The following is a 20,535-nucleotide window of genomic DNA, read 5'->3' as shown; positions in this document are numbered from 1 at the left end:
GTCGAGTGCTAACCCTTGTCCCGAAGAGGGCCGTCTCAGTATTACTTCTGGGTACTGCTTCTGGGCGCGAACCGGACAACGCGGGCGGCACCGACTGCGGGACAGTCGATTGGAGGTGGAGCGTGAGCGAACCGCGCAAACTCGAAGTGCTGCGCGCCATCGTGGAGGACTACGTCCATTCGCGTGAGCCCGTTGGTTCCAAAGCGCTCGTTGAGCGGCACCATCTTGGCGTGTCCAGCGCCACGATCCGAAATGACATGGCGGCGCTGGAGGACGAAGGCCTGATCACGGCACCGCACACTAGCGCAGGCCGGATCCCCACCGACAAGGGCTACCGGCTTTTCGTTGACCAGATTTCAGCGGTGAAGCCATTGTCTTCGGCCGAGCGCCGGGCCATCCAGGCGTTGCTGGAAGGATCCGAGGACCTCGACGACATCCTCGACCGGACCGTGAGGCTCCTCTCCCACCTGACCAACCAGGTCGCCGTCGTGCAGTATCCGCTGCTCAGCCGAGCCAAGGTGCGGCACATAGAATTCGTGCTGCTGGCCCCCCGGAAGGTGCTGATTGTCCTCATAGCGGACACCGGCAAAGTGGAGCAGCGCGTCATCGACGTCGGGCAGGACCTTCCCGACGACGCCCTGGCGGAGCTGCGTACACGGTTCCTGGCGAGCCTCTCCGGAACGCCGTTGAGCCTGCTGCCCCAGCTTCTGCCCACGGTCGTCGCCAGTGGCGCGCCGGCGAGCCGCGGAGCGGCCCAGGCCCTGGCCCGCGGCCTTGAAGCCCTGGCCACGAGCAGTCGCGAAGAGCGGATGGTCATGGCCGGTACCGCGAATCTGGCACGCTCCAATGTGGACTTCCCGCTCAGCATCGGCCCCGTGCTGGAGGCGCTCGAGGAGCAGGTGGTCATGCTCCGCCTGCTCAGCGAAATGGCCGAAGACCCGCGCGGCGTAACCGTCAGCATCGGCCGGGAGAATCCGTACGTCGGTCTTGCCGAGGCCTCGGTCGTGGCCACTGCCTACGGGCCGGACGCCACGGCCAAGGTCGGCGTCCTTGGACCCACCCGGATGGACTATCCCACCACCATGGCCGCCGTCCGCGCGGTGGCCCGTTACCTTTCGAGGATCCTGGGGCCCTGACGGGCCCGGGACCGAACGCGACTTCTTGCCCCACAGGCAGTGCCCCACCGGCAGTATGAAAAGGAAGAGATACACACTTTGAGCAGCCACTATGACGTTCTTGGAGTCTCCCGCGACGCAACGGGGGAGGAGATCAAGAAGGCCTACCGGAAACTGGCCCGGACCCTGCACCCGGACGTGAACCCAGGAGAAGACGCCTCGGACCGGTTCAAGGCCGTCACCCACGCCTATGAGGTCCTCTCCGATCCGCAGAAACGCCGGGTGTATGACACCACCGGCAACGAGAACGGCACCGACAACGGCTTCGGTGGCGGCAGCTACTCAGGCCAGGGCTTCGCCTTCCAAGACATCTTCGAGACCTTCTTCGGGGCGGGCGGCGGCCAGGGCGGCCCGGCGTCCCGTGTCCGCCGCGGCCAGGATGCGCTGATCAGCGTCCGGATTGACCTGCGCGACGCGGTGTTCGGCGTGAACAAGAAGCTTGAGGTCGACACGGCTGTCGTCTGCCCCACCTGCGAAGGCTCCTGCTGCCGCGAGGGCACCCACCCGGTGCGCTGCGACATCTGTGGCGGCAGTGGCCAGGTCCAGCGCGCTGTGCGCTCCATCCTGGGCCAGGTCATGACCTCGGCGCCCTGCGGGTCCTGTGAGGGCTTCGGCACCGTCATCAAGGACCCCTGCAACGAATGCAGCGGCCAGGGCCGGATCCGCAGCCGCCGCTCGCTGACCGTCAAGGTACCGGCCGGCGTCGGCACCGGCACCCGCATCCAGCTGTCCGGCCAGGGCGAGGCAGGGCCCGCCGGCGGTCCGGCGGGGGACCTGTACGTGGAGATCCGGGTCAACAACGACGCCACGTACGTCCGCGACGGCGACGACCTGCACGCGAGCCTCAACATCCCCATGACGGCCGCCGCACTCGGCACCGAAATTAGCCTCGACACCTTCGACGGGCAGCAGGAGATCGACGTCAGGGCCGGCACCCAGTCGGGCGAGATCATCACACTGCGCGGCCTTGGTGTCACCCACCTGCGAGGCCACGGGCGCGGTGACCTGAAAGTGCACCTGCAGGTCGAAACACCGGGCAAGCTCGACGCCGCCCAGGAAGACCTGCTCCGCCAGCTGGCCAAGCTGCGCGGCGAGCACTTCACGGCCGGAAAGCTCGCGGCCAGCGGCGGCGTCTTCGCTAAACTCCGGGACAGGCTCGGTAACCTGTAGCGGTGAGTAACCCGGTCTTCTTCACCGCCCCCGGCACCTTGGACCAGCAGGTCCCCGGCTCCGCCTTCGTCCTGGAGGGCCCTGAGGCCCGCCACGCCGTCACCGTCAAGCGGATCGCCGTCGGCGAGGCCGTCGACATCGCCGACGGCGCGGGCAAGCGGCTGACCGGCACGGTGACCGCCGCCCTGCCCGGCGAGCTGACCGTCGAGTGCCTCGAGGTTGCCAACGAGCCGCGGCCCGGGACCCGGCTGGTCCTGGTCCAGGCCCTCGCCAAAGGCGACCGTGACGAACTTGCGGCCGAAACGGCCACCGAGCTGGGCATCGACGCCGTCATTCCCTGGCAGGCGGAGCGGTCCATTGTGCGGTGGAAGGCTGAACGGGCCGCGAAGGCGCACGCCAAATGGCAGTCGGTGGTGACAGCAGCAGCCAAGCAGGCGCGCAGGGCCTGGATACCGGAGGTCCGGGCGGCAGTGGACGGCGCCGGTCTGCAGGCGGCCGTGGCGGCCGCAGATCTCGCGGTCATCCTGCACGAAGATGCCGTCCGACCGCTGCGGCACGTACTCGAATCATGGCTGGCAACCGCGCAGCCCGGCGACAGCGGGTCCCGTGAAGTGCTGCTGATCGTGGGCCCTGAAGGCGGCATCAGCCCGCGGGAGGTGACCCGGTTGTGCGACGCGGGGGCGGTCACGGCCCTGTTGGGCCACCATGTGCTGCGCTCGTCCACCGCGGGGCCCGCCGCCACCGTACTGGCCAGCGACATCCTCGGCCGCTGGTAACCGGCGGCCGGCGTCGTCGCTTCTTGACGCGCAAGACCATTTGACGCGAAAGACTATTTAACCGTGAAGCCGCGGGTGTCCTGGAACACTTCCTTGGCGCTGTCCGACGCGTCCACCTGGGACACCCGGACCTCGTAACGGCCCGGGCCGAGGTTCACGGACAAGGTAAACAGCCCGGACTTGACGGAGTCGGCCGAGGCCGTGGCGTTGCCGTTGAGATAGGCCGTCTTGTCGTTGTCGCCGTCACCGTCGACTTTGAGGATCGCCCAGCGGAGCTTCCCGCCCTGGACGGTGCTCCGGCCGCTGATCTTGACCGAACCGTCAGCCACGGAGGTGCCTTCCTGCGGATCAATGATCCACACAGGTGCCACCATCCCGGCGCTGCGGGACGTCGGCTCGCCCAGCCGGACATGGTTGAAGGCCACGTAGTCCGTGTGACCGTCAACCAGCACAACCACCTGGATCTGCTGTCCGGCATCGATAAGGCCTGCGCTGGCCGCGGCAGCCGTCGCCGTGTAGACGAGCTGCTGGATGGCGCGCTCGGCCATGGCCGCATCCACGTTGCTGTTGAAGGCATCCGCCGAGACATCCACCGTGATGACATTCTTGCCGGAAATCGACGTCGCGAGCTTCTTCGGGTTTTGCCAGGGCGTGAAGAAATCCGGGTCCAGCGGCTTCTGGGACATCATCACCCGCAGGGCGCGGGTGACGGGGTTGTCCTGGTCAGGGACGTCACGGAACTCGCGGTAGAGGAACGCGTTGTCATTGCTCCGGCCGATCCAGTACACCGGAGCCTTGTTCGACGTCTGGGCTGTTTCGAGCGGAGCGCTGGTGGTGGGCACACCCGACGCCGGGACGGGAATGAGCTCCGACGGGCTGCTGGAGTTCGTGATGCCGCTCTGCGGCGTCGCCACGCAGCCGGACAGGAGGAGGGCGGCGGGCAGCGCCAGCGCCAGCGCGGCGCGGCGGACGCGCCCCACCGATGAGTGCTGAACTTCACGCTTCCTGATGCCGCTGTCCCTTCTTATGCCCCGCGTTCCGCGGCGATGATCCGTTGTAGCCGTCGTAGACCGCTCGTGACCGCCCCATCCTTCACCTGCCGGAGAGCAGCCCGGCGATCCTGGGACAGCCGGATTCCAGCATGGCACACCGGCACGGCGCGACAGCCGGGTTTCGGTCCCGGCGCCGGAACTGCAACGGGAACGATATGAGGCCGATACAAAGTTGATACCTAATTCGTTCGGTTCTGTCCTGCAATGAGCTCCCGGACTGGCCCCTCGTGCAGGGCCAGATAAACATCGTCCCGGATCTGATTCGCCTCTGCATCCGTCATGGTCCGAGCGAGGGGACGCAGCACCAGACGTATTAGTGCGTTGGCCTGCCCATCGCAGATGCGAAGTCGTTCCTGCGCTTTTACCGGAAGGTCTCCATACGAAGTTAGGGCCAAGAGTTCGACGCTTTCCAGGTCCTCGGCCTTTTCGCCTAATGCTGTTCGCACTCGGTCACCGAGCACTTCGGTATCCATGTCCGCGGGAACCACGATGGAGATGTCCCTGCGGATGGATGGCATCTGGGAGACCGGTTTCCACCGGGACAGGTCCAGCATCTGCTGTTCGATTCTCTCGTCCGTCGACCTAAGCAACCTGATGTCGGGGATGCCTTTGCGGAGCATCAGGGCCCGGTCCAAACCCATCCCAAGAGCCAGGCCAGACCACCTTGTGGGATCCAGGCCGGCTTCGGAGAACAGATGAGGTGCCATGAGCCCGCATTCTGCGAGTTCGAGCCACTCTCCCTCCATGAGGACATCGACCTGCAAGCCTTCTCTGGTGTAGGGATGAACGGCTGGAACTGCGCGCCATCGTGCCCCTGGAAGCACCGCCTTCACCAGCGATCCGATCATGTCCTGCAGGTTCTCTGCGTCCAGTCTTTCTAGCGAGCTGACGCGCCACAGGTCGACCTGGTGGGGAGTTCCCACGTGGGTGCGGTCGACGCAGTCGCGTCGATAGACCAGACCGGGGACGGCCCAGAGTTCGTCCGTGGATGCGTCGTCGTCCAGTGCCCGCAGCTGCGACGGGATGGATGCCGACGTGTGGCTGCGGAGCATGACCGTTGGACTGAGGTAGCGGGAGTACCTTTGGTCCCGCGTGACGTCCGATGCGTTGAACCCCAAACGATCGTAATTGTCGGCCACACTCACGAGGGGGCTGTGGCGGACGATTCGTCCTGGCACTGCCCATTCATGGCAGAGAGCGTCGATGATGCCCTGCAACAGCGGCTGCATCGCATGGGGCCGGCCGTCCGGATCTGAAAGATCGCGGATGGTCAAAGCGTCGTGGAGCTCGGAGGGACGGAGATGTGCTCTGTCTGGCTTGAGCAGCCCTCGAAGGCCCGGGCGAATGGATCACTTTCGCGGCAGCCGGCACAGAGACGATCCGCAAGAATGTTCAGGGGGCCTGGGTAGCCCCGGTTCTGGGAGGCGCGTCTTTCCGAAGAACAATGGCTGCGACTGCGCCGGCAGATGCGATGAGGACCAATGGAGTTTGGAAGACGGCGGCCAGAATGGCGAAGCCTGAATCTGCTGCGGGTTCCGACGACGAAAATATCGACGCCACGTCGATCATCAACGCAACCGCATATCCGGCGTAGAAGCAAAGCCGGATGGCCATGGCGTCAGTATGGCATTGCTCGTAAAGTGGCTTCCCTCGCGGCCCTACTTTTACTGCGGGTCCCGGCCACGGAACAACAGGGTCAAAGCTAGGCTGGGCAGATGGAATACCAGATCCGCCAGGCCGCGGTTGAGGATGCTGATGCCGTAGTTCGGATGCACACCCTGGCCCATGAGGAATGCTACGGGCACCTTTTGCCCTCGGAATTCTTCGATGCGCGCCGTGCCAGCATCCCGGAGCGCGTGGAAAAACGTCGAGCGTATCTGGACAGCGCTCAGCCTCGAATCATCGCCTTGGACGCGAGCGATGAAATCGTTGGATTTGCCGACGCAGGTACGGGACGTGACCATGACTTGCCCGGAGAATTTGAGCTTTACTCCATCTACACTCTGAGGCGCACGCATGGCACTGGGCTCGGTGTCGCGCTGCTGAAGGCCGCACTCGGCGATTTACCCGCCTATCTGTGGGTGCTCGAGGCCAACGCCCGCGCCCGGGCCTTCTATGCCAAGAACGGTTTTAGGCCCGATGGGAAACGCAAGTTGCTTTCACCCGACTGGGAGGAACTACCTGAGATACGGATGGTCCGGTCTGACATATAACCGGGCAACGTGCCACGCTGGGCGTCAACTGAGGTCACCCGCCGTCCCGTGCGTTACCAGGTGGTGTTGACCGCTGAAAAGACGAGAGAATCCCGCCAATGCCCACGAATGATTTTGTCCGCCCTCCGCAATCCGACCTGGACCATACCCATCTTTTCCAGCACCCTCGCCGAAGCGGTGGTCTGCAGGTTGCGGTAACGTCCCGCAGTCTGAGGGTTTCTTTGCCGAATCTGAGGAGGGAGGCTGCGGCCTCAGTGGCATACCCGCGGCCCCAGTGGTCAGCATCAATCACGTACCCGAGTTCGCCCCGGCCCTGATCAACGGCGAGCCCGACAGAACCAAAAGGGTAGCCACCCGGAAAGGTGACAGCGAGAGTGAAGTTTGTCCGGCTCGCGCCGCGTTGCGCCCCCACGCACATTTCGAGGAATTCCTGAGTTTCGCCGGTTGTATTCGGTCCCCAGTCCACGAAATCGGCGATTCTCACATCAGAAGCGAACGAATGTACCGCTGCGAAATCATCCATCGTGTACTCGCGCAGCAGGAGACGCTCAGTCTGCAATTCCATGTCTTCATCATTCCGTAGCCGACGCATCGGCCTCGCTGAAGGGGAGCAGGTCTGGATTCACACGGACTTGCAACCAGGAAACCTTATGATTGCCGACGCGCGGCTCGCCGGTGTCCTCGACTGGGGAGGCCATTGGCGATCCGGCGGTCGACCTCATCGTCGCTTGGAACCTGCTCGAGGATAAAGGACGCGCCGCATTTCGCGATGCAGTAGGCGTTGACCAGACGACGTGGGAACGCGGCCGCGCTTGGGCACTGTCGATTGGAATCATCACCTATCCCTACTATGTCCACACCAACCCGGCCCTTGCGCGGGTTTCCAGGTATCAAATCGATCAGGTAGTTGCGGACATCTCGCGAACGGCGTGAGGCCGGGCACCTGCCAGCCGAGTGTCAAGGAAGGTAGCCAGCCGGTTTGGGCATCAGCTAGCACTCCGTAGCCGGCGCCTTCGTCTTCCTGGAAGCAAGGACCCCTCCAAAGGGTTCGCCAATTCCTTATTGGAGGGAGGCTGTCAGGCGCGCCAGGTTGTCGAATACTTTTTGGGCTATGGGCCGCCGGAGCCAGTCCGCGAGCTGCAGCTCACGGCTTTCCACGCGGTACCCGTCTTCGATCCCTCGAATTGCGTCCACAAAACCGCGCCCGTGCACAAGTACGGATACCTCCATGTTGAGGCTGAAGGAACGGACATCCATGTTGCTGGACCCAATTACCGCAACCTCCTCATCGATGGTGAAGTGCTTCGAGTGCAGCACCTTGGGCGACCGGTATAGGTAGATCCTGACGCCGGCGCGGAGCAGTGCCTCGTAGTAGGAACGCTGAGCATGGTAGACCATGCTCTGGTCTCCGACCTCGGAAACAAAGAGCTCGACGCTTAGCCCCCGCGCGGCTGCCGTGACAATAGCCATCAGGATGGATTCGTCCGGGACAAAGTATGGACTGGTGATGCTGACACGCCGCTCAGCTTTGTGGATGAGCGTCGCGTAGAGCTTCAAATTGTTGTCGTTGTCGAAGCTGGGACCGCTGGGCAGGACTTGTGCGTCAATGAGTGCAGAACCGTGGCTGGCGCCTATGGGGCTTGAATCCAGTGGCAGTATCACATCCGTTTCGCTGTACCAGTCCGTCGCGAAGACCGCATCCAGTTCCCGGACCACAGGTCCCTCAACGCGCATCATCAGCTCGTGCCACTGGAGCCCGCGCTTCAGGTTGGCCTTCGTGTCGTAGCTCGCGTCGATGACGTTCTGGGATCCAGTGAATCCCACGCGGCCATCGACGACCAAGATCTTCCGGTGATTGCGCAGGTCAGGCCTCTGCCATTCGCCGCGCCATGGCCGCACCGGCAGCATGGGGCGATATTCCGCCCCTATCTCCTGGAAGAAGTCCAGGGTTTCTTTCCGGCCGGGGAACTTCAGGCCAGCCAAATGATCGGACAGAACCCGGACGTCGACGCCGCGTCGTCTTGCCCGGGCCAACGCTTGAAAATACGGCGTCGTCGTTGCGTCCAGCACCAGGATGTAAAACTCCACGTGCACGTAACTGGTGGCCGAATCAATCTCAGCGATCATGGCATCGAAAGTGCCGTTGTAGTCGCCCAATAGGGTCGCACTATTGCCCGACACCATAGGGAGCGCCCCAAGGTTGCTGTTCAATACCACCGCAGAATGCAGCCACTCCGGCCAGTCAAGGCCGCGGCTAACCAGCGGGCTGCCTTCAGTCCGCGCCAGGACCAGATTGTTGACTTCGCGCTGTTTGTCCCGGCGCGCCTTGGGCAGTTTCGAGTAACCGACAAAGAAAAACGCGATTGCACCAAGGATCGGTATGAAGATTATGGCGAGCACCCAGGCAATAGCAGAGGATGGACGGCGATTCATCGACACGAGGACAGTTGCGACGGTCACGAGCAGTATGTGGGCCGCCAGCAGGAGCAAGGCGAACGTTTCAATATCCTGGAAGAATCCGCGCACTGCTGCCTCAACGTTCTTCGATGCCGCGAACGCCGTCAGACGAGCACACGGTTCTTGATTCTTTCTAACTCTTCAGCGCTGCCGGTTCCAGCGTCCAGGAGTTCCTTGGCTTTGGAATGGTTCAATTCCTGAGCGCGAAAGAGGTCACCGATGAGCGCAAAAACACCAAACAGGCAGGCAAAGAATACGGACGCTGTGAGGAACCACCAGAAAATATCCCAAAAGTTTCCCGGGAGACTCATTTGTGATTCCTGCTCTCAAAGTTGCGGCGTCTCGGTGCGACGCCTTCTCGTTTCCGGGACGGTCCGTCCTTCAGCCCTGCCAGTGGAAGGTATGACTATTGTTGGCGTCATGCGTGGCATGGGCCTCACCCGCTGCGGGTGAAATCCCTACGAGGGGACGGAGGGCTTGTCGACGAGGATGGCGGCCTGAGGGTCTTTCTCCATGGCTCTCGGCGAACGCACAAGCTGGGCGCGCATCACAAAACCTTGCTCGGTGAACCGCAGCGCCACGTCGTCGGGGGCGTGCCGTTCTGCACGGAGTTGGACGTCGTGTCCGTAGGCACGGTCAATAGTGCGGTGGCCGCTGCCGGCGTGGAATCCGATGAGGGCCGAGCCGCCTGGGCGGAGCGTTCTCCAGAACTCGCGCGCGATCGCCGGCAGGGCCGTCGGGGGAGAGTGGATGATCGAATACCAGGCCAGGATGCCGTCTGCAGCGGCGTCGGCTGCCGGCAGGTCAGTCAGCTCTCCGACTTCGAACGACAGCTCGGGATGCAGCTGCTGCCCGACCCGGACCATTTCGGGCGACAGGTCGACGCCGCTGACGTTCAGCCCGGCGTGGCTGAGGTAGCTGGTCATTCGTCCGGCACCGCATCCGACGTCGATCAACTGTGTCATACGCGGATCTGACGTCCAACAGGTTCTCGGAGTTTGGCATCGACCGAGCCTAGCGGCCATGGCCGGCGAACCCCAGTTACCCGGATGCCGCCGGCAGCCCGCGGTCCAGGTCCCTACGGTCCGCAAGGTTCCCAGGCGGTGCCGAATTTTTACGTCATGCAACGGGTCCGTGACGCGCTGTGTCGCTGCGCGACTGTGCGTTGCAGCCGGGCTTGGGAAGCCGGGTCCGCGGTGGTTGATTGGGGTTTCCAGCGTCGAAAGGACCCGCCATGACGGAACAAACTGATCTCAGCCCGAGGACACTCCGCCACATTCTCGGACACTTCGCCACCGGCCTGACGGTGATCACGGCAGCAACGAAGCACGGGCCGGCCGGGTTCACGTGCCAGTCCTTCTCCTCCCTGTCCCTGGAGCCGGCCCTTGTCACCTTCAGCCCGGCACGGACGTCCACCACCTGGCCGCTGCTGCGTGAGGCGGGCCGGTTTACCGTGAACATCCTGCCCGCAGAACATCAGCATCTCGCGGGGCAGTTCGCGCGGTCGGGAACGGAGAAGTTCGCCGGCGTTGAGCACTCGCCCTCGCCCTTGGGCAACCCCGTCCTGGACCAGGCACTGGCCTGGGTGGATTGCGAACTGCACCAGGAGTACGACGGCGGGGACCACACGATCGTCGTCGGCGCCGTCCGCGCCCTGGGCGCACGACCCGGCGCCGAGCCCCTGCTCTTCTACAAGGGAGACTACGTCGGTGTCCGGTCCGGCGCCGGCGCGCTGGAGAGCGTGGCATGACCATGCTGCAGTCGCTGTCCCGCTTGTGGGCAGCCTGGGCCTTGACGGCGGCACGGCCGGCTCGGCCCGGCCGCGGGGACGATGCGGAGCGGGGGAGCGCTGTACAGCCGTTCCCGGTTACCGGCGCCCACTGGCTGGATGGGTGGGTCGGCTTCGGAAACACCGACGTGTAACGCCCGACGCCGGTTCCCCGTACGGCGTCGGGCGCGCCGCGCTGGCGTAAGATGGAAGCACCCGTTGACCCGGGCCGCGGGCGGTGCGAACCGCCGTCGGTACGGATCACGGCGACCGACCATATTCATACTGGAGGGGACCAGAGGCCCGCGGGCCAACACCATGACTGAAGCAGCGAACGGCAAGGCCCGGTTCAGCGCCCGAGAACGCACCGCAGGGGAATTCCCCCACTCCCTACCAGGGCTGCGGACGGAGGTGGTCGTGTTCGACGACTCAGAACAGATGGTCCAGTCGCTGGGCAGCCATGACGAAGCCTTAAGGTTCATCGAAAACCAGTTCCCCGCCGTCGATTTCCATGTCCGCGGGAATGAGCTTGCCATCAGCGGTCCTGCCGCCGACGTGCCGCGCATCATGCGCCTGCTCAACGAGGTGCGCGGGCTGGTGGCCAGGGGCACCGTCATCACCCCGGCCGTCCTGCAGCAGCTCGTCTCCCTGCTCCGCAGCCAGTCACTGCAGAACCCCGTGGAAGTGTTGACCACCAACATCCTCTCCACCCGCGGGAAGACCATCCGGCCCAAGACGCTGAACCAGAAGAACTATGTGGACGCGATCGACGCGAACACGGTGATCTTTGGGATCGGGCCGGCCGGTACCGGCAAGACCTACCTGGCGATGGCCAAGGCGGTCCAGGCCCTGCAGCAGAAGGAAGTCAGCCGCATCATCCTGACCCGTCCCGCCGTCGAGGCGGGGGAGCGGCTAGGCTTCCTGCCGGGCACCCTGAGCGACAAGATCGACCCCTACCTGCGGCCCTTGTACGACGCCCTGCACGACATGATGGACCCCGAATCCATTCCGCGCCTCATGGCCGCCGGCACCATCGAAGTCGCCCCGCTGGCCTACATGCGCGGCCGGACGCTGAACGACGCCTTCATCATCCTCGATGAGGCCCAGAACACCACGCCGGAACAGATGAAGATGTTCCTGACCCGTCTGGGCTTCGGCTCCAAGATGGTGGTCACCGGGGACATCACCCAGGTGGACCTGCCCTTCGGCACCCGCTCGGGGCTCAGGATCGTCGAGGAGATCCTGCAGGGGATCGAGGACGTCAACTTCTCGATCCTGGATGCCTCCGACGTCGTCCGGCACCGCCTGGTCGGGGATATCGTCAACGCCTACAGCATCTGGGACGAAGTCCAAAGGAACCGGGTCAAGCACTCCGTTGCCCGGGAAACGCGGGGAGAACACGCATGAGCATTGAGGTCAACAACGAATCCGGCGTCGTCGTGGACGAGTCGGAGCTCGTGGCTCTGTCGCGTTTCATCTTCGAAAGCCTCTACATCCACCCGCAGGCGGAACTGTCCATCCTGCTGGTGGACGAACCGGCCATGGAAAAGCTCCACCTTGAACTGATGGACGAACCCGGCTCCACCGATGTCCTTTCCGTGCCTATGGACGAGCTCACCCCGGGCACGCCGGACAAGCCGACGCCCCAGGGCATGCTCGGCGACATCGCCATCTGCCCCCAGGTGGCCGAGGTCCAGGCCCGCAACGCCGGCCACTCCACCCAGGACGAGATGCTGCTGCTGACCACGCACGGCATCCTGCACCTGCTGGGCTATGACCACGCGGAGCCGGAAGAGAAGGAAGAGATGTTCGGGCTGCAGCGCGAACTGCTGACCGCCTTCACCGGCAAAGCGGCCCCGTCCGAGACGGTTCAGTGACCCCACTGATCCTGGCCGGCATGGCGCTGGTGTTCCTTAGCTTTGCCGCGGTGCTCACCGCTGCCGAGTCCGCTTTCAACTTCCTGCCCCGGCATGATGCCGAGCAGGCGGTCCTGCACAGCAGGGGCACGTCGCTCAAACGCATCCTGGCGCAGCCCGTGGGGCACATGCGCGCCCTCCGGTTCTGGCGGGTCTGGTTCGAGATGGCAGCCGCCGTCGCCGTGACCGTCCTCCTCTACAGCATGCTGGACAACGTCTGGCTCGCCGGCCTGGCGGCCACCGGCATCATGGCGGTGGTCGGCTTCGTGATCGTGGGGGTGTCCCCGCGGCAGCTCGGCCGGGTCCACTCAGCCGCCCTGGTCCGGTTCAGCGCCCCGCTGGTCCGGTCCCTCTACGCCGTGCTCGGCCCGATCCCGGGCTGGCTGGTGCGGCTTGGCAGCGTCGTCGCCCCCGGCGCGCCGGCCGACAGCGAGGCGTTTTTCAGCGAAGAGGAATTCCGCGAACTTGTGGACCGGGCCACCGAGTCCGACGTGATCGAGGACAACGAGGCCGAGCTGATTCAGTCGGTCTTCGATTTCGGGGACACCCTGGTCCGCTCAGTCATGGTGCCGCGGACCGACATCCTCACGATCGACTCCGGGTCCAGCCTGCGGCGTGCGATGTCGTTGTTCCTGCGCTCCGGGTACTCGCGGATCCCGGTCATCGGCGAAAACACGGACCAGATCCTGGGCATTGTGTACCTCAAAGACGTCGCCGCCTGCCTCCACAACCTCGGCCCGGACGAGGACCCGCCGGCGGTGGACGAACTCGCCCGCGAGGTCCGCTACGTGCCGGACTCGAAGCTTGTCAGCGACCTGCTCCGCGAACTCCAGAAGGAATCCACGCACGTTGCGATCGTCATCGACGAATACGGCGGAACGGCAGGGCTGGTCACGCTTGAGGACCTCATCGAGGAGATCGTCGGCGAGATCGTGGACGAATACGACACCGAAAGCGCCGAGGCCGTGGCCCTGGGCGACGGAAGCTACCGGGTCAGCGCCCGGATGAGCATCGATGACCTCGGAGAGCTCTTCGACCTCGAGCTCGACGACGACGAAGTGGACACCGTGGGCGGCCTGCTCGCCAAGGCCCTCGGGCGGGTGCCGATTGTCGGCAGCGCCGTCCAGGTCCACGGGCTGTCCCTCCGCGCCGACCGGCTCGAGGGCCGGCGGAACCGCGTCAGCCACATCATTGCGGCCGCCGTAGCAAAAGAACAAACTGACCTTGAAGACCTTCTCGACGAGGCCGCACCAATCCAACAGGGAGTCTCACGTGAGCAAGCAGAATAAGTCCGACGGCGAAGCAGCCTACGGCGGCTACCGGGCCGGGTTCTCGGTGCTGGTGGGGCGGCCCAACGCGGGCAAGTCCACCCTCACCAACGCCCTGGTCGGCCAAAAGGTCGCGATCACCTCGGCCAAGCCGCAGACCACCCGGCACACGATCCGTGGCATCGTGCACCGGGATGACGCCCAGCTGATCCTCGTGGACACCCCGGGCCTGCACCGCCCGCGCACGCTGCTGGGGAAGCGGCTGAACGAACTCGTCGCCGACACCCTCGCCGAGGTTGACGCGATCGGTTTCTGCCTGCCGGCCAACGAGAAGATCGGCCCGGGAGACAAGTTCATCGCCGCCCAGCTCGCCGCCCTCGGCAACAAGCCGATCATTGCGATCGTGACCAAGGCCGACACCGTGGACCGCCAGGGCCTCACCGAGCAGCTGCTCGCCGTCGCCGCCCTGGGCCGCGAGGTCCTCGGCGAGGACGGCTGGAAGGACATCGTCCCGGTCTCCGCCACCGACGGCTTCCAGGTCGAAACCCTTGCCGACGTGCTGATCAGCCACATGCCGGCGTCGCCGCCGCTGTACCCGGACGGGCACCTGACGGACGAACCCGAAGCGGTGATGATCGCCGAACTCATCCGGGAAGCCGCCCTCGAAGGCGTCCGCGACGAATTGCCGCACTCCTTGGCCGTCGTCGTCGACGAAATCGTTCCGCGGGAAGGCCGGCCCGAAGACCGGCCGTTCCTGGACGTCCGCGTCAATCTCTACGTTGAGCGGCCCTCCCAGAAAGCCATCATCATCGGCAAGGGCGGCGCCCGGCTCCGCGAGGTCGGGACCAACGCGCGCAAGGCGATTGAGGCGCTGCTCGGTGCCCGGATCTACCTCGACCTGCATGTGAAAGTCGCCAAGGACTGGCAGCGGGACCCGAAGCAGCTCGTCAAACTGGGCTTCTGAGCCGGGTCCCGTTTAGGCCCTATTTCGGCCGTCGGCAGGCTCCGCCGCTCCCAAGGCGGGGCCCATCGGCGTTTTCTCAGATTCGGACTCTAAAATGGGCTGACTCCCCGTTCGTTTAGGAAGGCTCAACAAGTGGTTCGACCCCGTGACAACCGTGCCGACGGATCCGCCCCGCCGGCTCGGTCAACCGCCGCTGCCCGGCACACGGCCGATCCCGCCGTTGGTCCGGCCCGCCACCTCGGCGCTGCCCGCCGGACCCCCACCTGGCTGAAAGTCTTCACGGGCGTGGTGGCCGTGCTCCTGGTCGGCGTGATCGCTTTCGGCGCCTACTGGGCCCTCCGGCTCCAGGGCAACCTCACCAAGGCCCCGCTGAGCGCCGGCAGCACCAAGACCGAGAACGCCGTGAACGATTCGACGGACCGGATGCAGATCCTGGTCCTTGGTTCGGACACGCGCGACGGGAAGAATGCGCAGTACGGAACCAGCGATGACGCGACCGGCTATGGGCACTCGGATGTGATGATGCTGATGGACATCTCCGCGGACAACAAGCGGGTCAATGTGGTCAGCTTCCCCCGGGACCTGCTGGTCGACATTCCCAAGTGCAAGGATCCGAAAACCAACAAGGAGTACCCGGCCCAGACGGGTGTCATGATCAACTCGGCCATGTCCGAGGCCGGCATCGGCTGCGCCGTGGACACCGTCAACAAGCTCACCGGCCTGGAAATCGACCACTTCATGATGGCCGACTTCAACGCCGTCAAGGAACTCTCCAACGCCGTCGGCGGTGTGTCTGTGTGTGTCAGCGACGCCGTGTACGACCCCGACTCGAAGCTGCGGCTGCCCAAGGGCACGTCCACCGTCCAGGGCGAGCAGGCACTGTCCTTCGTCCGCACCCGGCACGCCTTCGGCGACGGCGGCGACCTCGGCCGCATCAAGGCCCAGCAGGGCTTCCTGTCCTCCCTGACCAGGAAAATCAAGGACGACGGCACCCTCACCAACCCGGCCCGGATGCTCGGCATCGCGGACGCGATCACGAAGAACCTGACCATCGACGACGGTCTGGCCTCGGTGCCGACGCTGCTGACCGTGGGCAACCGGCTCAAAAACATCGACGTTGGCAAGGTGGCTTTCGTGGCCACGCCCACCGTCCCGGCCGAAGCGGACCCCAACCGGCTGCAGCTGGCCGAGCCCGCGGCATCCCAGCTGTTCAATGCCATGCGCAACGACGTCGACCTGACGGATCCCACCGCAACGCCGAGCGCTTCCCCGAGTGCCAGCGCCACGCCGACGCCCAGCGCCACGGTACCGGCCTACGACAAGACGCTGCAGCCCGTCACTGTGGCCAACGGCTCGGGCGTTCCGGCCCGGACCCAGGAGATCATGCAGGCCATCAAGGGCGCCGGCTTCACACAGGTGGGACAGTTGACGGCTCCGCCCGTCGCGGCGACGGCTGTGTACTACGGTGCGGACTACGCTGACGTGGCCGCGGACGTCGCGGCGGCGCTGGGTGTGGCGCCGGGCCGGGTGCTCCCGGCCGCCGGAGTTGCGGGAGTCCAGGTTTACCTGGGCAGCGATTTCGCGAACGGGACACCGACCGCAGACACCACGCCGCAATTGCCGGCGGACATCGTCAACCAGACAGCCGGCGACACCGTCTGCCAGCAGGCGAACCCGGCGCTGATCACCGGCTGACTATGCGCTGAAGCGCAGGGTCCCGGCAGTGACTGAAACCTGCGGCGACAAACTGGCGCCAACGACGGAGGGCCGGCCCGGGAAACCCCGTGGCCGGCCCTTTTAGCTTTGACAGCCGCCGGTCACCAGATGCTGACGCGCTCCTGCGGTGGCATCCACATGCCGTCCTGATCGGTGACGTCGAACGCTTCGTGGAAGGCATCGAGGTTCTTGGCGATCGAGTTGGTGCGGAACTCGTTGGGGGAGTGCGGGTCCGTCGCCAGCCGGCGGACGGCCTCTTCAGTCCGGATGACCTGCCGCCACCCCGCGGCCCAGGACGCGAAGAAGCGCTGGACCCCGGTCAGGCCGTCGAGCACCGGGGGCTCCTTCCCGTCGAGGCTGATCAGGTAGGCCTTGTAGGCGATTGTGAGGCCGCCGAGGTCGCCGATGTTCTCGCCCAGGGTCAGCTTGCCGTTGACGTTGTGGCCGGGGGCGGCCGTGGGGGAGAGCGCGTCAAACTGCGCCACCAGCCGGGAGGTCAGCGCCTCGAAGGCGGTGCGGTCGTCCTCGGTCCACCAGTTGCGGAGCAGGCCGTTGCCGTCATACTGCGAGCCCTGGTCATCGAAGCCGTGGCCGATTTCGTGGCCGATCACGGCACCGATGCCGCCGTAGTTGACGGCGTCATCGGCGTCGGCGGTGAAGAACGGAGGCTGCAGGATGGCGGCGGGAAAAACGATCTCGTTCAGCAGTGGGTGGTAGTAGGCGTTGACCGTCTGCGGGGTCATGAGCCACTTCTCGCGGTCCACGGGCTTGCCGACCTCGTCGAGGTGGCGGTCGACGTCGGCGCTGTGCGCGCGCTCCACGTTCCCCAGCAGATCGGCGGGATCGACCTCCACGGCGGAGTAGTCGATCCACTTGTCCGGGTAGCCGATTTTGGCGCGGAAGGTGTCCAGTTTCTTCAGGGCCTCGAGCTTCGTTGCCTCGCCCATCCAGTCCAGTCCCAGGATGGAGTCCCGGTACGCCGCGATGAGGTTGGTGACAAGGGTCTGCATGCGTGCCTTGTTGCCTTCCGGGAAATGTTCGGCCACGTAGATCTGGCCGACCGCCTCACCGAGGCCCGCCTCGACCACCGCGACGCCGCGCTTCCAGCGGTCTTTGATCCGCGGCGTACCGCTCAGGGTGGTGCCATAGAACGCGAAGTTCGCGTCCACGAACGCCGCGGACAGGTAGGGGGCGGCCGCGCTGACCACGCGCATGGCGAGCCATTCCTGCCATGTGGCCAGCGGTTCGGTGGCCAGCAGGGAGGCCGCGCCGGAGAAGAAATCTGGGGTGCTCATCACGAGTTCGGCGCGCTTGTCCGGCTCGATGCCGGCGGCGTCGAACCAGTCGGCCAGCAGCGGGAACAGCTCCGCGGCCTCACCGGCTGACTTCAGGTTGTACGTCTTTTGCGGATTCCGCAAAGTCACGTTGTCCCAGTGGTGCGAGGCGAGCGAAGTTTCCAGCGCCACCACGCGTCCGGCCGCGCCCTCCGCGTCCGCCACATCGGCGAGGCCCAGAATGGCCTGAACGTGTTCCCGGTAGGCCCGGACCATCGGGGCGAACTTCTCTTCCCGGTAATAGGACTCATCCGGCAGGCCGAGGCCGCCTTGGCCGGTGTAGAGCAGCACCCGGTCCGGGTTTCCGGCGTCCGGGGCGGGGTAGATATAGAAAAGCCCCGAGACATCGGCGCGGAACAGGCGTCCGGCCAGCGTCACGAGTGCGGGCACCGACGTCGTGGCAAAAACCTCCGCCAGCCGCGCGCGGAGCGGGTCCAGGCCCTTGGCTTCCACCGCCGCCTCGTCCATGAAGCTGTTGTACAGGTCCCCGATCTTCCGCTCGATGCCGGTAGCCTCGGAACCACGCGCGGCGGCCCGCTCGATAATTTCCTTCACGGCGAGCTCCGAAGCGTCGCGCAGCGCAGTAAACGTGCCCTCCAGGGGCCGGTCGTCCGGAATGACCGTGCTGTCGAGCCAGCCGCCATTCACGTGCTGGTACAGGTCATCCTGAGGACGGACGTTGGCGTCGATGGTGGACAGGTCGATTCCCGAAAGTGGCACGGATGCTCCTTTGAGAGGCAGTCCGGCGCCGGAGCGTTTGTCGGCGCACAGTCTGCATGGTGGACGTTACGGTGGTCTGGCTCCTTCATCTTACGCACCCGTGTTACTGTGAAATTGTGCGCGCAGAACTGCTTCTTCTTAGCTGCCGCGGCGAGGCCTCAGACGCGATCTAGCGCAAGGCCCACCCTCGCTGCGGAGTTTGTGTTGCCCGGCCACCCTTTCACCAAGAACCACAGAAAAGGCCCCGATTGTAATGCAGAACGCACAGAAGCCCTCAGGAATGCCGGTCCACCGTTACATCCCGTTCCAGGACCAGATCACCGTTGAACTGCCGGACCGCACCTGGCCCGACAAAGTCATCACCAAGGCCCCGCGCTGGTGCGCCGTGGACCTGCGCGACGGCAACCAGGCCCTCATCGATCCCATGAGCCCGGCCCGCAAGCTGAAGATGTTCCAGCTGCTGGTCCGGATGGGCTACAAGGAGATCGAAGTCGGTTTCCCCTCGGCGTCGCAGACGGACTTCGATTTCGTCCGGCAGCTGATCGAGGGCAACCACATCCCCGACGACGTGACGATCCAGGTGCTGACGCAGGCCCGTGAGCACCTGATTGAGCGGACCTATGAGTCCTTGGTCGGCGCGAAACAGGCGATCGTCCATCTCTACAACTCCACGTCCGTCCTGCAGCGCCGCGTGGTCTTCAACCAGGACGAAGACGGCATCCTGGACATCGCCCTTCAGGGCGCTCGGCTGTGCAAGAAGTACGAGGAAACCCTCGTCGATACGCACATCACCTACGAATACTCGCCCGAGTCCTTCACCGGAACCGAGCTGGAATACGCCATCCGCGTCTGCAACGCGATCGCCGACGTCTTCGAGGCGTCCGCGGACCGGCAGGTCATCATCAATCTGCCCGCCACGGTGGAAATGGCCACCCCCAATGTCTACGCCGACTCCATCGAGTGGATGAGCCGGAACCTGCACCCCCGGGAGGGCATCATCCTCTCCCTGCACCCGCACAATGACCGCGGCACCGGCGTTGCCGCCGCCGAGCTCGGCTACCTGGCCGGCGCAGACCGGATCGAGGGCTGCCTCTTCGGCAACGGCGAGCGGACCGGCAACGTGGACCTGGTGACCCTGGGCCTGAACATGTTCGTCCAGGGCATCGATCCGATGATCGATTTCTCCGACATCGACGAAATCCGCCGCACCGTGGAGTACTGCAACCAACTGCCCGTGGCCGAGCGCTCCCCGTACGGCGGAGACCTGGTCTTCACCGCGTTCTCCGGCTCGCATCAGGACGCGATCAAGAAGGGCCTGGAGGCCCTCGAAAAGGATGCGGCCGCGGCGGGCAAGGACGTGGCCGACTACACCTGGCAGGTCCCGTACCTGCCGGTCGACCCGAAGGACCTTGGCCGCAGCTACGAGGCGGTCATCCGCGTCAACTCGCAGTCCGGCAAGGGCGGCGTCGCGTACCTGCTCAAGAACGAACACAGCCTGGACCTGCCGCGCCGCGCCCAGATCGAGTTCTCCGGCGTCATCCAGAAACGGACCGACACGGTGGGCGGGGAAGTCAGCGGACCCCAGCTGTGGCAGGTCTTCCAGGACGAATACCTGCCCTCGGGTTCGGCCGACACGCAGTGGGGCCGCTACGCCCTCGGCTCGATCAGCACCGAAACTGACGAGGACGGCGCCATGACCCTGACCGCCGCCCTGAAGGTCGACGGAAACCAGGTCCGCCGGACCGGGACCGGCAACGGCCCCATCGCGGCCCTGCTGAGCATCCTGCGCGAGGACGGCGTGGACGTACGCGTCCTGGACTACAGCGAACACGCGCTCTCCGAAGGCGGCAGCGCCCTGGCCGCCGCGTACGTCGAATGCGCCGTGGGGGAGCGCGTGCTCTGGGGTGTCGGGATCGATGCCAACACCAGCACGTCCGCCCTCAAAGCCGTCATCTCGGCCGTGAACCGCGCCATTCGGGACGCCCGCGCCTGATCCGTCCGCCGGC

The 20,535-nt window shown here is 65.1% G+C and carries 20 protein-coding genes and 1 pseudogene; 13 read left to right on the top strand and 8 right to left on the bottom strand.

Going from position 1 to position 20,535, the window contains the following annotated elements; all coding sequences use genetic code 11:
• Positions 1–122: 122 nt before the first annotated feature.
• The 3 genes from hrcA to MRBLAR12_RS03445 all read left to right on the top strand — a co-directional run bounded on the left by hrcA (position 123) and on the right by MRBLAR12_RS03445 (position 3,121).
• A complete protein-coding gene (gene hrcA, locus MRBLAR12_RS03455; RefSeq protein ID WP_364743522.1) occupies positions 123–1,136 on the top strand; it encodes a heat-inducible transcriptional repressor HrcA in 1,014 nt (337 codons plus the stop codon).
• Positions 1,137–1,214: 78 nt separating this feature from the next.
• Positions 1,215–2,345, top strand: coding sequence for a molecular chaperone DnaJ (dnaJ, locus tag MRBLAR12_RS03450; protein ID WP_229993348.1), 1,131 nt, complete (start codon positions 1,215–1,217; stop codon positions 2,343–2,345).
• A gap of 2 nt (positions 2,346–2,347) precedes the next feature.
• Entirely contained in the window at positions 2,348–3,121 is a 774-nt protein-coding gene (locus MRBLAR12_RS03445) for a 16S rRNA (uracil(1498)-N(3))-methyltransferase (protein WP_229993347.1), read from the top strand.
• Positions 3,122–3,174: 53 nt separating this feature from the next.
• Here the strand turns inward: MRBLAR12_RS03445 and MRBLAR12_RS03440 are convergent, their stop codons facing one another.
• The 3 genes from MRBLAR12_RS03440 to MRBLAR12_RS03430 all read right to left on the bottom strand — a co-directional run bounded on the left by MRBLAR12_RS03440 (position 3,175) and on the right by MRBLAR12_RS03430 (position 5,787).
• Positions 3,175–4,101, bottom strand: a complete 927-nt coding sequence (locus tag MRBLAR12_RS03440) for a GerMN domain-containing protein (RefSeq protein WP_229993346.1) — start codon at positions 4,099–4,101, stop codon at positions 3,175–3,177.
• A 251-nt stretch (positions 4,102–4,352) separates the two neighbouring features.
• Positions 4,353–5,447, bottom strand: coding sequence for a hypothetical protein (locus tag MRBLAR12_RS03435; RefSeq protein WP_229993345.1), 1,095 nt, complete (start codon positions 5,445–5,447; stop codon positions 4,353–4,355).
• A 118-nt stretch (positions 5,448–5,565) separates the two neighbouring features.
• Complete coding sequence (locus MRBLAR12_RS03430; protein ID WP_229993344.1) at positions 5,566–5,787, bottom strand: hypothetical protein; 222 nt, start codon at positions 5,785–5,787, stop codon at positions 5,566–5,568.
• Positions 5,788–5,888: 101 nt separating this feature from the next.
• Here MRBLAR12_RS03430 and MRBLAR12_RS03425 point away from each other — a divergent pair, with 101 nt between their 5' ends.
• A complete protein-coding gene (locus tag MRBLAR12_RS03425; protein WP_364743518.1) occupies positions 5,889–6,386 on the top strand; it encodes a GNAT family N-acetyltransferase in 498 nt (165 codons plus the stop codon).
• Between the two features lie 34 nt (positions 6,387–6,420).
• Here MRBLAR12_RS03425 and MRBLAR12_RS03420 read toward each other — a convergent pair whose 3' ends face one another.
• On the bottom strand, positions 6,421–6,909 hold the full coding sequence (locus MRBLAR12_RS03420; protein ID WP_364743761.1) for a GNAT family N-acetyltransferase: 489 nt from the start codon (positions 6,907–6,909) through the stop codon (positions 6,421–6,423).
• A 40-nt stretch (positions 6,910–6,949) separates the two neighbouring features.
• On the opposite strand from MRBLAR12_RS03420, the pseudogene MRBLAR12_RS03415 reads away from it, so the two are divergent.
• Positions 6,950–7,036: pseudogene (locus tag MRBLAR12_RS03415) on the top strand (hypothetical protein); the annotation flags it as partial.
• A gap of 4 nt (positions 7,037–7,040) precedes the next feature.
• On the top strand, positions 7,041–7,319 hold the full coding sequence (locus tag MRBLAR12_RS03410; RefSeq protein ID WP_229993340.1) for a hypothetical protein: 279 nt from the start codon (positions 7,041–7,043) through the stop codon (positions 7,317–7,319).
• Between the two features lie 126 nt (positions 7,320–7,445).
• On the opposite strand, the gene cls is transcribed toward MRBLAR12_RS03410, so the two are convergent.
• The 3 genes from cls to MRBLAR12_RS03395 all read right to left on the bottom strand — a co-directional run bounded on the left by cls (position 7,446) and on the right by MRBLAR12_RS03395 (position 9,868).
• Positions 7,446–8,912, bottom strand: coding sequence for a cardiolipin synthase (cls, locus tag MRBLAR12_RS03405; protein WP_229993339.1), 1,467 nt, complete (start codon positions 8,910–8,912; stop codon positions 7,446–7,448).
• Positions 8,913–8,947: 35 nt separating this feature from the next.
• Positions 8,948–9,154, bottom strand: a complete 207-nt coding sequence (locus MRBLAR12_RS03400; protein ID WP_364743514.1) for a hypothetical protein — start codon at positions 9,152–9,154, stop codon at positions 8,948–8,950.
• 147 nt (positions 9,155–9,301) lie between these two features.
• Positions 9,302–9,868 (bottom strand): class I SAM-dependent methyltransferase, encoded by a 567-nt coding sequence (locus MRBLAR12_RS03395; RefSeq protein ID WP_414645449.1) that lies wholly within the window; start codon positions 9,866–9,868, stop codon positions 9,302–9,304.
• 209 nt (positions 9,869–10,077) lie between these two features.
• Here MRBLAR12_RS03395 and MRBLAR12_RS03390 point away from each other — a divergent pair, with 209 nt between their 5' ends.
• The 6 genes from MRBLAR12_RS03390 (at position 10,078) to MRBLAR12_RS03365 (ending at position 16,454) form a co-directional block, all read left to right on the top strand.
• The gene (locus MRBLAR12_RS03390; RefSeq protein ID WP_229993336.1) at positions 10,078–10,593 is read left to right on the top strand and encodes a flavin reductase family protein; all 516 of its coding nucleotides are present in this window, start codon (positions 10,078–10,080) and stop codon (positions 10,591–10,593) included.
• A 336-nt stretch (positions 10,594–10,929) separates the two neighbouring features.
• Complete coding sequence (locus MRBLAR12_RS03385; protein ID WP_229993335.1) at positions 10,930–12,018, top strand: PhoH family protein; 1,089 nt, start codon at positions 10,930–10,932, stop codon at positions 12,016–12,018.
• Positions 12,015–12,488, top strand: coding sequence for an rRNA maturation RNase YbeY (gene ybeY, locus MRBLAR12_RS03380; RefSeq protein WP_018773095.1), 474 nt, complete (start codon positions 12,015–12,017; stop codon positions 12,486–12,488). Before MRBLAR12_RS03385 ends, ybeY begins: the two co-directional genes overlap by 4 nt.
• Positions 12,485–13,816 (top strand): hemolysin family protein, encoded by a 1,332-nt coding sequence (locus MRBLAR12_RS03375; protein WP_229993334.1) that lies wholly within the window; start codon positions 12,485–12,487, stop codon positions 13,814–13,816. Before ybeY ends, MRBLAR12_RS03375 begins: the two co-directional genes overlap by 4 nt.
• Complete coding sequence (gene era, locus MRBLAR12_RS03370) at positions 13,800–14,759, top strand: GTPase Era (RefSeq protein WP_229993333.1); 960 nt, start codon at positions 13,800–13,802, stop codon at positions 14,757–14,759. Before MRBLAR12_RS03375 ends, era begins: the two co-directional genes overlap by 17 nt.
• Before the next feature lie 132 nt (positions 14,760–14,891).
• Positions 14,892–16,454, top strand: coding sequence for an LCP family protein (locus MRBLAR12_RS03365; protein WP_229993332.1), 1,563 nt, complete (start codon positions 14,892–14,894; stop codon positions 16,452–16,454).
• 122 nt (positions 16,455–16,576) lie between these two features.
• Here MRBLAR12_RS03365 and MRBLAR12_RS03360 read toward each other — a convergent pair whose 3' ends face one another.
• Positions 16,577–18,529: a M13 family metallopeptidase gene (locus tag MRBLAR12_RS03360; protein WP_229993331.1), complete on the bottom strand. Its 1,953-nt coding sequence runs from the start codon at positions 18,527–18,529 to the stop codon at positions 16,577–16,579.
• A gap of 253 nt (positions 18,530–18,782) precedes the next feature.
• Between MRBLAR12_RS03360 and leuA the strand changes: the two genes are divergently transcribed.
• Positions 18,783–20,522 (top strand): 2-isopropylmalate synthase, encoded by a 1,740-nt coding sequence (leuA, locus tag MRBLAR12_RS03355; RefSeq protein ID WP_229993330.1) that lies wholly within the window; start codon positions 18,783–18,785, stop codon positions 20,520–20,522.
• The last annotated feature ends 13 nt before the right edge of the window (positions 20,523–20,535 follow it).

This window comes from Arthrobacter sp. LAR12-1-1.1, assembly GCF_040676555.1.
GTDB lineage: Bacteria > Actinomycetota > Actinomycetes > Actinomycetales > Micrococcaceae > Arthrobacter.
This window is presented reverse-complemented; position numbering and strand designations above follow the sequence as displayed.